General features: G+C 60.3%; 13 protein-coding genes and 1 other RNA gene. 7 read left to right on the top strand and 7 right to left on the bottom strand.

The features are described 5' to 3' along the window. The first annotated feature begins 3 nt into the window (after nt 1-3). The 4 genes from VGF98_06535 to ssrA all read left to right on the top strand — a co-directional run bounded on the left by VGF98_06535 (nt 4) and on the right by ssrA (nt 3446). Nucleotides 4-645 (top strand): DedA family protein, encoded by a 642-nt coding sequence (locus tag VGF98_06535; GenBank protein HEY1681271.1) that lies wholly within the window; start codon nt 4-6, stop codon nt 643-645. Beyond that, the gene (uvrC, locus tag VGF98_06530; protein HEY1681270.1) at nt 642-2603 is read left to right on the top strand and encodes an excinuclease ABC subunit UvrC; all 1962 of its coding nucleotides are present in this window, start codon (nt 642-644) and stop codon (nt 2601-2603) included. Before VGF98_06535 ends, uvrC begins: the two co-directional genes overlap by 4 nt. Nucleotides 2604-2652: 49 nt before the next feature. Next, nucleotides 2653-3018, top strand: coding sequence for a phage holin family protein (locus tag VGF98_06525; protein ID HEY1681269.1), 366 nt, complete (start codon nt 2653-2655; stop codon nt 3016-3018). A gap of 73 nt (nt 3019-3091) precedes the next feature. Beyond that, nucleotides 3092-3446: a transfer-messenger RNA gene (ssrA, locus tag VGF98_06520) on the top strand. Between the two features lie 40 nt (nt 3447-3486). Here the strand turns inward: ssrA and VGF98_06515 are convergent. Both VGF98_06515 and VGF98_06510 read right to left on the bottom strand, forming a co-directional pair. Further along, nucleotides 3487-3990: a hypothetical protein gene (locus tag VGF98_06515; GenBank protein HEY1681268.1), complete on the bottom strand. Its 504-nt coding sequence runs from the start codon at nt 3988-3990 to the stop codon at nt 3487-3489. After that, nucleotides 3990-4595, bottom strand: a complete 606-nt coding sequence (locus tag VGF98_06510; GenBank protein HEY1681267.1) for a hypothetical protein — start codon at nt 4593-4595, stop codon at nt 3990-3992. The genes VGF98_06515 and VGF98_06510 overlap by 1 nt, the downstream gene beginning before the upstream one ends. A 274-nt stretch (nt 4596-4869) precedes the next feature. Here VGF98_06510 and VGF98_06505 point away from each other — a divergent pair, with 274 nt between their 5' ends. From VGF98_06505 to VGF98_06495, 3 genes are all read left to right on the top strand, one after another. After that, nucleotides 4870-5859, top strand: coding sequence for a hypothetical protein (locus VGF98_06505; GenBank protein HEY1681266.1), 990 nt, complete (start codon nt 4870-4872; stop codon nt 5857-5859). 839 nt (nt 5860-6698) lie between these two features. Then, nucleotides 6699-7658: a hypothetical protein gene (locus VGF98_06500; GenBank protein HEY1681265.1), complete on the top strand. Its 960-nt coding sequence runs from the start codon at nt 6699-6701 to the stop codon at nt 7656-7658. A 311-nt stretch (nt 7659-7969) separates the two neighbouring features. Further along, complete coding sequence (locus VGF98_06495; GenBank protein ID HEY1681264.1) at nt 7970-8656, top strand: PIG-L deacetylase family protein; 687 nt, start codon at nt 7970-7972, stop codon at nt 8654-8656. On the opposite strand, the gene VGF98_06490 is transcribed toward VGF98_06495, so the two are convergent. The 5 genes from VGF98_06490 to VGF98_06470 all read right to left on the bottom strand — a co-directional run bounded on the left by VGF98_06490 (nt 8653) and on the right by VGF98_06470 (nt 17025). Next, nucleotides 8653-11688, bottom strand: coding sequence for a hypothetical protein (locus VGF98_06490; GenBank protein ID HEY1681263.1), 3036 nt, complete (start codon nt 11686-11688; stop codon nt 8653-8655). The genes VGF98_06495 and VGF98_06490 overlap by 4 nt on opposite strands. Before the next feature lie 7 nt (nt 11689-11695). After that, a complete protein-coding gene (locus tag VGF98_06485) occupies nt 11696-12682 on the bottom strand; it encodes a Gfo/Idh/MocA family oxidoreductase (protein HEY1681262.1) in 987 nt (328 codons plus the stop codon). Then, the gene (locus VGF98_06480) at nt 12675-13796 is read right to left on the bottom strand and encodes a DegT/DnrJ/EryC1/StrS family aminotransferase (GenBank protein ID HEY1681261.1); all 1122 of its coding nucleotides are present in this window, start codon (nt 13794-13796) and stop codon (nt 12675-12677) included. The genes VGF98_06485 and VGF98_06480 overlap by 8 nt, the downstream gene beginning before the upstream one ends. Next, nucleotides 13793-15229, bottom strand: coding sequence for an NAD(P)-binding protein (locus VGF98_06475; protein ID HEY1681260.1), 1437 nt, complete (start codon nt 15227-15229; stop codon nt 13793-13795). Before VGF98_06475 ends, VGF98_06480 begins: the two co-directional genes overlap by 4 nt. Nucleotides 15230-15354: 125 nt before the next feature. Continuing rightward, on the bottom strand, nt 15355-17025 hold the full coding sequence (locus VGF98_06470; protein ID HEY1681259.1) for an FAD-dependent oxidoreductase: 1671 nt from the start codon (nt 17023-17025) through the stop codon (nt 15355-15357). Nucleotides 17026-17087 lie beyond the last annotated feature (62 nt).

Raw genomic sequence — 17087 nt, 5'->3', positions numbered from 1 at the left:
TCCATGGAACATCTGCAGCACTTCGTCATCGACCTGATCGACAAGTATGGGTATGGCGGCCTGTTCCTAACGATGGTGATGGGTAATATTGGATTACCGGTCGGTGCCGAACTGGTGCTTCCGATATCCGGTGCCTTGACGGCGACGAAACATTTGGCAAGTATCTGGCTGACGATCGCCGTCGTGGTCTCGGGCGAATGCGCAGGGCAGACTCTCGCGTATGCGATCGGTCGTTACGGCGGGGTGCCGGTCTTGGAACGGTATGGAAAGTACGTCGGTTTCCATCACCGTCAGCTCGAAGTGGTGCACGGGTTTTTCGCCCGCTACGGCACGTTTTCGATTTTCATCTGCCGCTTTCTACCCGTGGTCCGCGGCGTGGCCGGTTTTCCGGCCGGCATTGCCGAGATGCATTACGGCGCGTTCATATTATGGACGCTGCTGAGTTCGCTCGTGCTGTGCAGCCTGCTCGTCGGCCTGGGCTACCAGCTGGGCGATCACTTGGATCGAATTTTACCGCTCCTGCATCGCTGGGGTACGCTTGGCGGAATTATCGCCGTGATTGTCGTCGTGGCCGGAATAATCGTTTGGTCGCTCATGCGGAAACGCAACCCTTCGACCCGGGAGGGCGATTCGAACTCGCGGTGACGCGCGAAGAAACGCTGACGCAAATACCCGACGCACCCGGAGTCTACCTGATGGTTGGCTCCGGCGGCGAGATTCTGTACATCGGTAAAGCCGTGTCGTTGCGCAGCCGCGTTCGTTCGTATTTTCAAGCCGGCTCGGTCCATCATATACGCACGGCGGCCATGGTGGAACGCGTGGTCGATGTGCGGACGATCGTCGTCACCAACGAAATCGAAGCGCTGATCCTCGAAGCCAATCTGATCAAGCGGCACCAGCCGCCGTTCAACGTCCGGTTGCGCGACGACAAGCGTTATCCGTATCTCAAGGTGACCAACGAGGCGTACCCGCGGATCGTGTTCACGCGGATGGTCAAGGACGACGGCGCCCGCTATTTCGGCCCGTATACCAACGCTCATGGCTTGCGCGAACTGATCGACGTCGTGCGGTTGGTATTTCCGCTGCGCACCTGTCGCGAGCCGATCGACGGCAAGCGTAAACGTCCGTGCCTGCAATATCACATCAAACGGTGTCTGGCGCCATGCGTTGGCTTGCAATCCGAGCCGGAGTACGATGCGATGATCGACGAAGCAGTGCTGTTTCTCGAAGGCAAACAAGACACGTTGTTTTCGCGGCTCAACACCGAGATGAGCCACGCTGCCGAACAATATAGTTACGAATCGGCGGCACGCATTCGCGATCGTATCGTACAACTGCGGCGGGTCACCGAAAACCAGAAGGTCGTTTGGAAGTCGCGGCTCGACATGGATCTGATCGCGATCGCTCGTTCCCGCGACCAAGCCTGCATGCAAGTCTTCTTCGTTCGCGGCGGCAAGTTGATCGGCCAAGAGCACTTCATTCTCGACGGCGTGCACGACCAGTCCGACGCGACGCTGATGGATGGGTTTCTCGCGCAATTTTATACGGCGCGGACCGCCGGAGCGCCCGAAGGGGCGACGTTTTCGACCGGACGCGTCGCGCGCGAAAACGAGGTGCCGGTTGCGCTGAAACGGCGCGCTCGTCCGGGCAACTCGAATGCGGTTCCAAAGGAAGTGCTGGTCGAGCAGCTACCCGAGGAGCGCCCGACGATCGAAGGCTGGCTTTCGTCGATTAAGGGCCAACGCGTTCGAATTCTCGTGCCGCAACGCGGCGTTCGAGCCGAATACATGCGGCTTGTGCATGAAAACGCCGAGCAGAACCTCAAGGCGTTCCTCGCCCACCAAGAAGTGCAAGAGACGGCGCAAGCGCGTTCGCTCACCGATTTGGCAGATGCGCTGGAGCTGCCGGAAATGCCGCACCGCATCGAGTGTTACGACATCTCGAATATTGCGGGGACCAATCCGGTCGCTTCGATGGTTGTGTTCGTCGAGGGCCGAGCGAAGAAGAGCGAATATCGCAAGTTCAAGATTCAGTACGATCGTGGCCCCAACGACTTTGCGATGATGCAAGAGACGCTACGGCGTCGCTTACGCTATTTGCGCCGGGTGACGGATAAAGAAGAGCAGCCGATGGAGCGCGAGCTGGCGCGTAAAGAGAAGTTCAACAAGAAACCCGATCTGCTGCTGATCGACGGCGGCAAAGGGCAGCTCAGCGCGGTGGTAGAGGTGCTCGAAGAACTCGATATGACCGGACTTTCCGTCGCGGGATTGGCCAAAGAGCACGAGTGGCTGTACTTGCCCGGGAGCTCGGACCCGATCGTGCTGCCGCCCAACTCGGCCGCGCTGCATTTGGTCCAACGGATCCGCGACGAAGCGCACCGCTTCGCCGTAACGTATCATCGCCAACGGCGTGCCAAGTCGATGATGCAGTCAGCGCTCGATGGGCTCGACGGTGTCGGCCCCACGCGCAAAAAGCGCTTGCTGACGGCGTTCGGCTCGGCTGCCGGCATCCGGCGCGCCAGCATCGACGAAATCGCCGCGGTCAAAGGCATGACGCCGGCGCTGGCGGCCAAGGTAAAACAGGGACTGCAGTCTCCCGCGTAGGAAGCCAAGCAAGGCTGCGCCCGTTCGCAACCGTCAAAAGGAGAGCCGGATGGAATTGCTTCTTCGCTTTATCGTCAACGCGATCGCGTTGTATCTGATCGCCAAGTACGTCCCGGGTTTTAATCACGGCGTGACCGTCGGAACCGCGCTGATCGCGGCATTGATCTTCGGCATCGTTAACGCGGTCCTCGGACCGATTCTGCGGCTTCTCTCGCTGCCGCTGACCATCGTGACGCTGGGCCTGTTCTCGATCGTGGTCAACTATATTTTGTTCGCGATTACGGTTTGGGTGACGCCCAACTTCCACACGACCGGCGAGATCAGCCCGTGGCTGGCCAATCTGTACGGAGCGATCCTCATGATGATCGTTTCGACCCTGATGCATCAAGGCTCCAAGCGCGAAGAAGCGCGCTAGCCAAGACCGAAACCGGCGCATTGACGCGCGTGTTATAGTGATTGCTCCGGGTTTCGGCCCGGAGCACGATCATGGGGCTGAAATAGGTTCGACAGGAAGATCCGTGATCGGCGTTAGCAGGCGGAGTTGCGAGCCCTCCTAAAACGATCGCAACGGCAATATCTGCCGATAATCAATACGCACTGGCTGCCTAACTTAGGTTAGCCACCGGACGCAGAGGGTCGGCCCGAGCCGCTCTGCTCTCCGGCCATAAACTCGGGCTGGTTCGCGCGAATGATCGGACGCGCGGGCGAGACAAACGATCTGCTGCGAACGGTACACCGCGCTTTGAGGCGGCCGCTCGAGTAAGCTAAAATCAAAGCTGAGCCTGGAGAATGCGCCGTTTAGGCTTCTTGGACTCGGGGGGCAGTACCCCGACAGCTCCACCAAGTTTCCGAAAATCCACCCTAACAGGTGGATTTTTGATAGTTATTTGTCGATGCGCGCGTAGTCGATATTCACGTAACCATTTCGCGCCGACCCCTTCGTCTGCACGCCAACCGTAACGACCATCGTGTGCGGACCGTCGGGCAGCCACGGACTGAGATACACCGATTTCATTTGTACCGAACGAGCGTGGAAGTTGATGGTGTGATGCGTTTCGTCGACCAGGGTGGCGGGGCCACCCTGAGGCCCCGCCACGCCGAAGAGCTCGCAACGGCGACCGAAATAGAATAGCGATACCGTGTCGCCCGGGGTAAAGCTGCGCGTGCTGGTACCGGCATGCCGGCCATCGTGGCGGCCCCGAACGCGTTCCCAACGGCCCGAATACAAGAATTGGTCCGCTCTACTGCCGACAATGCGATCGTCGACGACGACGAACTGAGGTGCCTGAGTACGATGTTCACCCGCATCCTGCTTGGAGCACGCCGAGAGCAAGGTTGCGACGGCGAAAAGGACCGCGTACGGGGAGCGCAGGCGAATCACGTGCATTACAGACCGTATTGCGATTTGAGATCCATCATCAGCGCGGTAAGCATAATGTGAAAATCCGCATTGCTCTGATGGCCGACGTTAGGATCGCCATTGAGCTGGTGCATGATCGCAACGTGAATTTTGCGCGAGACGAGGTGCTCCAGCATATAACCGACGTCGAAACGCCCATTGCCCATCGTGCCGGCAACGAGCAACGCCGCCGACAAATGTCCGCCATCTGCCAGGTATGCCGACGGCTTAGGCAACGAGACGCCGGCCTTCCTGGCGGTTGCCAGCGCATCGTCGACCGCGCGGTCGAACGTCGCCGCGAACGCTGCGACGCGCACCTTGCCAAAGCGTCGCGTCAGACGACCGACTTCGACGGCATCTTTTGGACCGGTCAATACCGATAGCAACGCAAGCGCGCTGAAGTGTTTCGCTCCTCCTCCGGCCGCAACGACGGCCGCTGTCAGCGGCAGGTCCGGCTGGCCGAGGTATTGTGTCGTTTGCGTGCGATTTGGCGCAAGACTCGCGAGCGCCGTCCCTGCCACGTTTGCCGAAAGAGCGACCGCAAGAACGATTCCGGCAAAGCGACCGATCGAAAGGCAGTGGCTACGAAGCATCGCGTTGCGCTCGCTCTGGATTTTCGGCGCCAGGCAGCGTGTTGGATTTCATGATGTCACTCCTCGAGGGATCTTGCTTGTTGCGCGTTTCGCCGTTTGAGACTGAGACGCGAACCTCAGCCAGGTAACGAGCTGAGATGGCTCTTGGATGTAAGGCAAAGACTTGAACGTTCGTTGAGCACGATGCGGCGCTTGCAAAGAGCCCGCAAATCGTTCGTCGCGGGCAGACCTGTTGTGCGAATGACTCGAGGCACCACGCAGCAAATAGAGGCAGATGAAGACTGTACTTTTAGCCGCTCTCGGCGCCGCAGCGCTCGCGCTGGCTGGTTGCTCGAGCGTAACGTCGGCGCAGCATACGCTTCCATTTACCGGCTCGACGGCGCCCGGCAGCGACGTACGGCGTGCAGCATCGGGCGGCCTCACCGAACTTTTCAATCTCGATTACTCGAACGGAACGATTACGGTCTTTTCGATTGCGAACGGAAAAGCGCAAGTAACAAAGCAGTTCTCTCCGGGCAATGGAGTGGCGCAAGGTCTTGCCGCCGATGCGCACGGTAGCATCTATACGACGGTAACTGGATCGAGCTCGAATCCGTGCGCCGCGTGCGTGCAGATCTTTACCGATACCGGCACGCTCGTGCGCCAACTCGACGCACCGAGCTTGCAGGGCGGATCGGGTGTGCCGGAGCTGACTGACGTTTCCGTCGACGCGCACGATAACGTCTACGTCAGCGACTACGGCCAACAGGCGGTGTACTTCTTTCCTCGCGGCAAGATGGGCAAGCACGGCCCAACGGTCGTGATTGAGAATTCGACGAACGCCGCGTCGGTTCTCTCGACGCCCAACGGAAAGAACGTCATCGTTTCGGGTGGCTGCGGTTTCGCGAGCGTCCGTCCCTTCACGCGCACCGCCGGCGGCAAATACACCGAAGGTAGCTGCTTTGGCATCGGCACGATCGCCCTCATCGGCGGCGCCGCGGATAACGACGAGGATGTCCTGACGCCCGTCGACGGCGCACGCGGGCTCGTTTCGATTTCGTCGCCCTCGGGCGGATCGTTGATTCGCGTGCCCGATAAGGACGGATCGATCGGCGGCGTCGCATTGAACGGCGACGCATCGATCGCCTACGTGGCCGATGCCCACAACGAATGCGTCTACGCCTTTGCGAGACCGGCGAAAGGGTGGCTATCGAGTGTCCCGCCGACGCTTTTAGCGACGTACAAGGGTTTCAAGAAGCTCGATATCATCGCAGTACCTCAGTAGTCGCGACTCCGATGTGATCTCATAGCGAGCCGTTTCGGCTGCTCGCAACGACAACAACACACGTTTGACACCTTCTAGCTCTGCGGGGTGCCACTGTATTTGCTTTTGAAAGGTTTGCGAGCAACGGACCGCTCGCGCTTCTTACCGTACGTTTCGTTGCAGTTCTCGCGACAGCCCATATTGGATCCGCCGGTCCTTACGATGACTGCGTGCCAGGGAAGCTGGCTTAGCAGACGTCGGTAACTCTGAAAAACTTTAGGCAACTCGCGAGTCTTAGGCCTTGCGATAGCTTCCGTCGGAAAAGCCTGCGACGACCAAGGCAACTGTCGTATCGAAGGCAGCAACATCTGGCCCCAGCTTACCGCTTCTGCACCGATGAGCATCTATCACGTCGTCCTCGCTACGGGTAGCTGCACGAGTCCTCCGTCCAGCGGCTCGGAGCTAGATAGAGCCTTTGGGAAGACGTTGAAAATCGCTGCTGGATCGGCGCATGTAGACATACCCATTTTTCACTTACGAGCGGTGAATACGCGATCGTGGTCCAGAATGCAAGCCATGCGGTCGTTGCCTGCGGTGTGATCAAGCGGAGCGTTTTGTATAGCGACGCGCCTCATTAATCCTCGATCCGTTTTCGACATGCTCGATGATCGTTTTTACGGTACGATGGTTTTAATCCACCAAGGAGTTGCGCGGCAATCGACCGCTTCGCCATTTCGATTTTGTCGGAATCACTCTGTCGCCGCCGCCGCGCGCCCGTGATCCGGACTGCCCTTTCAGCACCGTACTTGCGCTGCAGCGACCCGGGTGATAGGCTAAACGAACGAACGGAGGGTTGGCCAATGCGAGCACTCTCATCCATCGTCCACGGCGCGTTCATCCTCAGTGCGGGCTCGGCGATCGCCGCCTGTTCGGGAGCCGGCAACACGATAAGTTCGACTCTCGATCGGCAACCAGCGGCAATAGGTTCCCGCAGCGCTTCGACCGTCGCGCCCAATGCCACGAGCGGTGCGTTGCTATACGTGTCCGGACGCAGCGCGCACAACGTAACGATGTACACCTATCCCAAACTTCAATTCGTCGCAAGGCTCGCCGCCGGGCGCTACCCGATGGGTCTATGTGTGGATTCGCGCACTCAAGATGTATGGGTCGTTTCGCAAACGAACGGCAACGCGGCCGATCTGCTGGAGTTTATGCACGGTCAAGTTAAGCCGACGCGAACCATACAGTCCGATTCGTCTGCTGAGGCCTGCGCGGTCGATCCGGTGACCGGCAACTTAGCCGTTGCCGTTACCAATTTATCCGAAGACCCCGGCACCCTGCTCGTGTACAAGCATTCGACGGGAAAGCCGTTGTTCTACAACATAAAGGGCATTTGGCTGTACCTGTTCGTGGGATATGACTCAAAGGGCACGCTGTTTGTCGACGGTACGCCGGGCGGTTCGTCAATGCCGGTGAGGATCGCGCAGTTGTCGCCAGGCGATAAGAAACTCAGACTCGTACCGTTAGACACGAAACTGTTCTATCCCGGGAACGTGCAGTACGACGGTACGGACCTCGCAATCGGCCAGGAACGTCGCCCCACGATCTACCGAATCGACGGGTCCCGCGTCGTCGGTACCGTCGCGCTCAACGGAGCGTGCTTCATCGAGCAGTTCTACATCTACGGTAACCGCGTCATCGTCCCTAACACGTGCGGAAGTCAAGGTAGCATCAACATCTACGCGTACCCGGCCGGCGGCAATCCTCTGCGCACCTTTAATCCCCTCTTCGCTCCATTCGGAGCCGTCATTAGCACCTAGGCTGTGGCGAAAGAAAGCGTCTTTTCGCGCGCCTTTTGATCACGAACCAGTGCAATAACCGCTACGAAGAGCGCGCTTTGCTTACCACGGCGGCATCGAATGCGATCGCTGCCTCAATGCGAAACGTCGCCGCTCAGGTTGGCCCATCGAAGCCTTCGCGTACATCGTCCAGCCAGGATCCCTTGCGTACCTTTTTACTCCTTACAAATCGTTAGTGACGGCGCTACGAATAGCAATAACGCCGGATTTACAGGGGACAGCTGGGATGAATGCGTAGTCGTGGCCGTAGAGGGGAGTATACAGCGCATTTTATGCAGAGCGCTTTGGTCATTGGCGCGCATCCGGACGATGCCGAGCTTATGGTCGGCGGAATCATTGCGCTTTTGGTAGGTCACGGGGTCCGCGTCACCGTCGCGGTCTTTACAACCTCGGCCGAAGTTCCGTCTGCGGCTCCGCGCCGGAAACAGGCCGCGCACGAAGCCGCGCGGATTCTGGGGCACGATCTCTTGTGGATCGATGAAGGCAAATACGACCACGTGATCGACATTCCCGAGCCGCGCTGTGTGGGCTCGATCGACCGGCTTTTGCGCGAGCATCAACCCGACGTGGTGCTGAGTCACGGAACACACGACTCGCACTGCGATCACGCGCAGATCGGGCGATGCGTTATCGCCGCGATGCGGCATTCGAACGCGCAGTTCTTTGCGTTCGGACCCAGCGAATATCGGGCACAGCCGGCCCACTCGTTCGTCCCAAACGTTTTCGTAGACATCTCCGCACACATAGAACAAAAAAAATTGGCGATCAGATGTTACAATTATGAGGGCGCGCCGTACCACGAGCTGCGCGCAGATGACGTCGCTGTGCTGAACCGGGCCGATGGGATACACTGCGGTGCCGAGTTTGCCGAAACGCTGCAGGTGGTGCGGCAGTTCGGAATTCCGCACGAGATGCTCGGCATGCCAAACACGTCACCGGCGGCCGTCGAGCGGGGTTAACCCGTTCGGGCCGCGCGCCGCTCGTCGATCACCAAGAACGCGATGATCGCGAGCGCCAAGAGTGCAAGAAACACCGTCAAGGCAATCCCGAGCGTGAGCGCCTTTTGCGGCCCGAACGCGATATGAACATCGCCCGCGTGCGGATGCGGAACCAGCCAGCCGTTGGCATAACCGTTCACGAGGACGTGCGACAACGGGATACCATGTTGGCTCGCGCTCCAGCGATCGTCGTACGAGTCAGAAAAGACGAGCAACGTTCCGGTTGTGGCTACGCGCAGCGTGTTGGCCCCCTGTGCGACGATGCGCGCCGAGCCTGCCATCCGCCGTGCCGGCGGCGCGAACCGCGCGGCCACGACAAGAAGCGAACGAACGCCAACGTCCTGCGTGCGCAGCGGCGGCGGAACGCGGCAGAAGCGCAGCGCGAAGGTGTGGGTTCCGGTGCGCAGCGACACGCGCGCCAGATGCACGAGCCGTTCGGTAACGTTGCCCGGTAAAATGTCCGGTGAACACGGACTGCGACGCCCGTCCACCGCGACTTGCAGCAATAACGGCCGGACGCTCTGTTGAACGTGAGCGACGATGTCGTACATGCCCGCGCGCACGATCCGTGCTCTGGCGTAGACCGGCGCTCGATCCGGCAGGGCTTCGAAGACCACGTGTTCGCGGTCGCCGCCGAAGTAGAACTGATCCCAAAGATTGCGCGTAATCGCCAGATAGGGAAGAGAAATCGATTGCTGGGGATAATCGATCCAGCGAAATGTGCTGAACGTCGTTTCGCTCTCGCGCAACTGGGTATTCTGGGACGCGAACCGCAGGTATCGAATGCGAGCCACACGGGGCTGGCCGACGCGACCGAATCGATCGAAGTTTAACGCGACGTCTTGTACGCGGCCGCTGAAGTCGACGTTCGTCATGTAATAGTTGTTACTGTCGGGTGCGTACAGCTGCACCCAGACGCGGCGCGAGGTGCTCGTCGACATTCGAAAAGCGATGCCGGTAGTTCCCTTAGGAACCGGTGGAAGCGCGAGCATTTCGACGTCCTGTACGCCGCGCGGAATCGCGGCGACGAAGCCATCGAACCCATCCAACGCGATCGCGACGTTGGCGCTTGGGCGCCCCAGAGCAATTCCAGTTCGCGGATCCGACTGAAAGTTGACCGCCGGCAGAATCTCCTCAGAACGCTCCCCGGGCGGCGCGACAATGGTTGCCGGACGTGCGCATGTGGCTGCCGCGGGTGCCAGCGCCAACACGTCGTACGGGTCGGCTGCCGGCGGAACGCCGAAAAGGCAGTCCGGTGCATACGTACGCTGGACTCCATCCTTTACGTTCCAGATCGAACGATCGTCGAGCGACTGCTCGCGGACAGCGATACCTGTTTGCGCCAACGCGCGCTCGAGCGACGGCCGCGCATTGCTAATTCCGTTTCTGACGCCCGAACCCGGCGCCCCGATAGCGTGAACGACGATTCGGTGAATGCTCGAAATTTGCAGCAGCATCTTTTGCGTCTGCGCATCGGCGCTATCGGGAATCATTTCGTCGAGCGCCATTAACAGGTGTTGCGTGCGCTCGTAAGGCGTCCATTTCGCAGCCGCTCCGATCGTCGGAACGCCGAGAAAAGGAATTTGCGGTTCATCCCCGCTCTCGAAACGATAGTCGAAAACGCCGGGATGATAGTAATAACTCCCCGCGTTGGGCACGTACAGCGTTCGGTACCATCGATCGCTCGGAACGCTAGCCGCCGCAATTGTTGCGCGCTCCCCCGCCGTCTCATGGAACGGTCCGATAAGTCCGAGGAAATCGCTCCGAAGAAAAAAGCCCTGGCCGTACGCGAGAAAGATGGCTAAACCGGCGATCAGCAAACTCGCGGAGATCCGTTGGAAAACGACGCGCGCTGACAGAAACACCATGATCGGAAACACTAGCGCGACAAGAAACATTAGATGTTGTGGCGTGCGTAGAAACAGGCTGAACGGCAAAAGGGCTTTGAAGACGGCGATGATGGCGGGTCCAACGATCGGATTGCCGCCCAGCGGGAGGAGCGCGGCGAGCGCAAACACGCCGCCGAGAATCGCGAGCAGCGGCGATGGCCGCTTGATCAACGCGATGACACACAGCGCGACCAGCAGAGCATAGGCGGTGAAAAACGCCGGCGCGCCGCGGCCGAGTGCGTGAAAATAAAAGTCGCCGGGAAAGGCGACGGTCGTAAACGTCATCAGCGGGTTCGAGAACTTTTGGTACGTGGCAAACGCGCTCTCGAGCGAGCCGGTCTGCACGACCGTGTACAGCGAATCGCCGGCGAGAAGCCCGGGCACGACCCAAAACGCGGCGAGGGCGACGGATGCGCCGGACACCGTCGCAAGACGCAGTAACGATTTGGGCGCCGCTCGCGTAAGTAGACAAATCGTATACATGATGGCGGTCGTGAAGACATACACTTGCGACGAAGCGACGATGACGGCCATCAGCAACGACGATCCCAGCGCGTAGGCGAGCCAAACGCGACGGGTAGCGAGCACCGACCGCAACGCCAGCCCGATCGCAAATGGGCTGAGCGCGTCGCCGAGCACGGCACTCTGATCGCCCGCGATGATTTGATTGTACGTAAACGGCGCGAGCGCGTAGATCAAGCCTCCGAAGGTCGCGAAGGTGCCGTCGCGCGCGTCGGAACGGTCGTGCGTTAACGAGAGCAGCAAGAACCGCATGCCGGCGCCGGAGCCGAAGATTCCGAAAAAAACCAGCGATTTTGTGACGAACCCACCGTTGAGATTCAAAAAGCCGGCAACGCCGAACAAGAAGCTGGTCAACTGCGTCGAGTAATGAAACGTTACGTACGAACCGAAATCAAAGTCTTGCCACGCGAGGCCGGCCGTGCCGGCGAGGCGGCGCAGTTCGGCGGGATCGGCTGGTATGAGCCAGTCCCAGTGATGGCCGAGCGTTCCCGGAACGAGCAAGACGCCGGCAATCGCGCAAACCGCGACTATGGCATACAGGCCGATCGCAACGTCCCAGCGTGAGAATAGTCGGCTTGGCACGATTCCGTTACGAAAGGCTAACTGCCGCTCCGACGTCTGCGGAGCGCGACAGCGCTTCGAGAATGCGGACGATGTCGACGCCGAATTCGAACGGCGCCCGTGTCGGCTCGCCCGTGCGGATGACATCGACGAAGTGACGGATCTGCATGGAAAGCGACGGAACGCTGGAGCACGATACCGGTACGCCTTGTCGACCCGCAAGGTCGACCGGAGGACCGGCATACGATAACAGCTTCGTTTGGGCATCGTCGTCGAACCAGAGCGCTTCGTTCGCGCCGACGACGGTCACCAGCCGCTCGCGTCGCGGATAGTCCCACGACACGCGTAACTCCGCGGTTAAACCTTCAGGGAACTCGAGAATAGCGAAGGCCGCGTCGGCGAGGTCCGGACGAAAGAATGCGCTACGCGCGCAAAAGACGCCCTGCGGCAGCGTCCCCGCGAACGCAACGAACATCGCGAGATCGTTGGGCGCCAAATCCCAGAGCGCGTCGACATCGGGGCGATCGTCGCTCGACGCCAAGCGCGTGAACGCGCGCGACGCGCTCATAAAGCGGAGCCGGCCGGTTGCTCCGGCGCGGATTCGGTCCACGATCTCTACGACGACCGGGTGAAAGAGATAGACGTGTCCGGAGACCGCCACGATACCGGCAGCGCGAGCCGCGGCGGCCAAATCTCGGGCGGCGGCAACCGTCGTCGCTAGCGGCTTCTCGACCAAAACGGGCTTGCGTGCGGCAATAGCTGCGTGCGCGACGGCGGCGTGCTGTTGCGGGGGAGCGGCGATGATGACACCGTCGCAGTCGGGAGCGGCGAGCAGCTCGTGCAGATCGGCCGTAAGCCTGACGCTGGGGTTGAAAGCCCGCGCGCGTTCTCGCGCTGCTTCGGATGTGTCGGCGCACCACGCGAGCACGACGTCGTCCATACCGGCGATCGCCGCGGCATAGTTTTTACCCCAATGCCCGCATCCGATCAGGCCCAGACGAAGCGGCTCAGACATGGCTACGCGCCGGTCGAGCACAGCGTAGGAGCGCGTCGGAAACGCGCTCGATCTGCTCCTCCGCGATCTCGGGAAACATCGGCAGCGACAACACGGTTTTGCAGGCCCATTCGGCTTGCGGAAAGCGACCCTCGGGCGCGCCCAGATCGGCATACGCCGGCTGCAGATGAATTGGCGTCGGATGATTGATGCCGGTATGAATGCCGAGCTCTTTCAAATCCGCGATGACCCGATCGCGCTCGAGCACCGAGACCACGTAATACTGGAATACGTGTTCCGCGCGCGAGCGAGCGGCTGGAAAACCGGCGTCTTGCAGACGCGCATCGTAGCGCGCGGCGGCAGTGCGCCGAAGCGCGTTCCAACCGTCGAGGTGGCGCAGCTTCACCCGCAGGACCGCGGCTTGGAGTGTGTCGAGGCGGCAGTTTTCACCAACGATTTCATGAACGTGTTTGCGCCGCTGCCCCAAATCACGCAGCAGCCGCACTTGCTCGGCAGCGGCTTCGTTGGAAGTGCAAACCGCACCGCCGTCGCCGTACGCGCCGAGATTCTTGCCGGGATAGAAACTGAACGCCGCGACGTCCCCGAACGAACCGAGCGGCGCCCCCGCATACGTTCCGCCGTGCGCCTGGCTCGCATCTTCGATGACCAACAATCCGTGACTGCGCGCGATCTGCAGAATCGCGTCCATATCGGCGGGCTGCCCATACAAGTGCACGGCCAAGATAGCTTTGGTGCGCGGCGTGATCGCCGCTTCGATCTGTGCGACGTCGATTAAATGATCTGGCCCCGAATCGACGAGTACGACCCTGGCTCCCACATGCGAAACGGCGAACGCGCACGCGATGTAGGTGTTCGCCGGAAGGATGACCTCGTCACCGGGACCGATTCCGAGCGCTTGCATCCCGAGCTTCAGGGCGCTCGTTCCCGAGGCCACGCCGACGCACTGCCTCGTGCCCGTGTATTGCGCGAACTCGCGCTCGAAATCTGCGACGTCTTGACCCATGACAAACGCCGTGTTCGTCAGGACGCGTTCCATCGCGCCGGTGACCTCGGCGCGAATCTGGGCATACTGTGCCTTGAGATCGATGAGTGGAATCGGAGACTGAGAGTTCATTCGTTTACCCATTCAGGATGCGCGTATGTCGTTTCCAGCTTGCCGCTAAGGATCGCGTCGACGGCTTCGACGCCTTGCATGAACGTATGGTCTTGATTGGATACTTCGTACTTCCAGCCGCCGAAGCGGCCGCGGCTGAACACGCCGAACGCGCCAAGTTCGGTTTGAATCGTATGCAGAATACGATCGCGACCGAGAAATGGCACCGGATAGCCGTGCCACATCGCCGCCTGCCAACGCGAAACGACGTGATTACGATGCTGCAGGATCCCTAACTCGACGAGCTTCGTCTCGATCGCACCCGCCGCCGACTCGAGTTCGAACGGCGTCGTGTTCGCATCGCTAATCTCGCACAGTAACGACCAATAACCCGCCGACGGAACGTTGCCTGGAGAAAAGTTACTCGGTACGCAAATTCTCCAGCATGGAATGTCGGGCCGGGGAATGTGGAAGGAGTGCACGTTCGCGAGCCGTTCCGGCGGCGCTCCCTCGATTCCCAAGCCGACGAAGTATGCTTGGGAGAACCGGAGCGCGGGACCGAGTTCGCGCGACCCGTTTATGCCCGTAGACATAGCCAAAAGCGAGTCGAGCGGCATGCTCGAGATAACGTGCTCGTACGCGATCGTTTCACGGTTGTCGAGGACGAGGACTTTCGCCCGCGCGTCGATTGCTACGACGCGGCGGCCATTGACGATTCGCTCGGCGGGCAAACGCTGGGCGAGGTTTTTCCAGATAACGCCGGAGCCGCCGCGCGCCGGATAGCGAATGCGCGAGGCCGTTGTCCAACCGGCGTTGTCGCGCCGCGTTATCAAACTGCGAAGAACCGGCCCGATGGCGGCGTTGGCGACGTTGGGAGTACCCGAGCCGCTGCGTTGGCCCGTCCAGCAGTTGTCGATCGAACGCGGTTCGTGCGCCCACATCTTGCGGTTAATGGGGCCGAGCACGAGGTCGGTAAGGCCGTTACCGAAGGATTGGCGCAAATAGCTTTCGAGATCGCGGTCGGGCCGTTTGTTCGGCGACTTGCCCGAGACGATGCCGCGCAAGCACACCGCGCATAAGCCCGCCAGCGACGGCAATAGCGTTCTTAACGGAAGGCGATGAATATTCTGTTGAACGGGATACGGAACGATGCGATCGTCGATCCACACACCGCGAACCGGGGCGGACTCGTGCCAACTCGGAACGAGCGAGTCCATTAGCTGGGTGAAATTCGAGTAATGTTCGTGCGGGTAGAGCACGTGGTTGCCGTAATCGAAAGTAAAGCCTTCGGGCGTCGTAACCGAAGCAGCGCTGCCCCCGGGCGACGTCTTCTCGTCGATCACCACGTAGTTCGTCGAGGCGCCTTCGGAGCGCAATGCTTCGATACGCCAAGCTGCTCCGAGCCCACACGGCCCCGAGCCAACGATCGCTACGTCGACCGAACGTTGTGGCACGCTAAAAGCCTCTGCTCCCAATTGCCAATGCTCGCGCCCAAAGCGGGCGGCGTAGCTATTTGCTTTTTCTAAACCAAACGGGCAATTCCCGTCGAGAACCGATTGGCTACTTTAACTCGGTGATTTTAATTCTCGCTAACGAATTGGTGGACGAGCGCGATCGCCATGCTCCCTTCTCCGACGCTCGACGCAACGCGCTTCATGGAGCCATGACGGACGTCGCCCGCCGCAAAGATTCCCGGAATGCTCGTCTCGAGCAAATATGGATCGCGCGCACGCATCGAATCGGAAAGCTGCAGGTCCACTACATCGCGTCCGGTGCAGATAAAACCCTGAGCGTCGCATATCAAGGCGTCCGGAAGCCACGACGTTTCGGCCTTCGCACCGATGAAGATGAAGAGCGCATCGGCGGTAAACGTTTTTAGCGCGCCGTCTTTATATGCGACGTCGATCGATTCGATGTCGTCCGTGCCTGCAACGCTAATACATTCGGCGCCGTATTCGATAAAAACGTTACTCTTCTTCGCAAGCTGGTCTATGAGATATTGTGACATGCTCGAGGCGAGTTTCTGGCCGCGCACGAGGATCGTGACGCTGGCTGCGTAGCCGGAGAACAGCATCGCGGCCTGGCCGGCCGAATTGCCACCGCCGATCAGAACCACATCCTTACCGCGGGCAGACAACGCTTCGGCGCGAGAGGCTCCGTAATAGACGCCACGCCCGAGTAGTGCTTTAGCTCCGGGAACGTCGAGAGTACGCCACGCCACCCCGGTAGCAATGACGATCGCCTTCGTTTGCACGCGACTCCCGCAATCCAGGACGATTGCGTGCGTTTCCGTGTTCGCGTCGCGCGGCACGATATCGGTCGCTTGCCGTGTAACGATAACCTCGGCACCAAATCGTTTGGCTTGATGGAACGCTCGCGACGCGAGGTCGTCGCCCGAGACGCCTGCCGGAAAGCCGAGATAATTTTCGATGCGCGACGACGATCCGGCTTGGCCTCCGGGCGCACGACACTCAACCAACACGGTGCTCAACCCCTCCGAAGCGCCGTATACTGCGGCGGCCAAGCCCGCCGGACCGGCGCCGACGATCGTGACATCGTAGGTGGTTTCGCGCGGCGCGATCTGTAATCCGAGGCGTTTCGCCAGTTCGGGATATTTCGGTGCCGACATAAACGAACGATCCGCAAATACCACCGACGGGTAGATGCCGTTTTCCAATAGCTCCGGCGGCACGTTTGCGGCTGCGATGGCGACGCTGTTGGTAGGTTCGATCCAACGCAAACCGATTTGATTGCGCGAGAGAAAGTCGCGAAGATCGTAACATGCGGGGTCGCTGCGCCGGCCGATTACGGTCACGCTGAGCATGGGCGTCACGATCGCGGCCTGTTGCAATCCGGAAACGTGACGCGCCATCGTCGCCAGAATCTGGCGGTTCGCGTCCGGGCAGTGGACGAGCAACTCGTGGAAGTCTAACGCTTCGAGGCGCATCAGCCGGGATGCTTCGACGGCACGTAGTCCCGCGAGTGAACCGGATCCGAGCAAGAGCGACGTTTCGCCGAAGAAATCGCCAGGTTCGGCGCGCTCGACGATCTGTTCGGATCCCGCGGTCGTTTTTACTATCTCGCAGAGGCCCTCGAGGACGACGAAAAAGGCTGCGGCCTCGCCCTCCAGCACGACCCATTCGCCGGCATTGACGTGGATGTCGGCGCTGCGCGCAACGATCGGTCCCAACGCCCCGTCGCGTGCCGACGCAAAGAGCGGTACGTTGGTGAGCATAGCCGGAGTAATCACCAGGCTCGATGCGTTTCTCGCCTAAACGGGACTTCCTTGAAAGAGGCATTATCCGATGACGG

Origin of the sequence: Candidatus Tumulicola sp. (genome assembly GCA_036490475.1) — a bacterium.
Taxonomy (GTDB): domain Bacteria; phylum Vulcanimicrobiota; class Vulcanimicrobiia; order Vulcanimicrobiales; family Vulcanimicrobiaceae; genus Tumulicola.
Note: the sequence above shows the minus strand (reverse complement) of the source record. Positions and strands in the feature narration are given on the sequence as shown.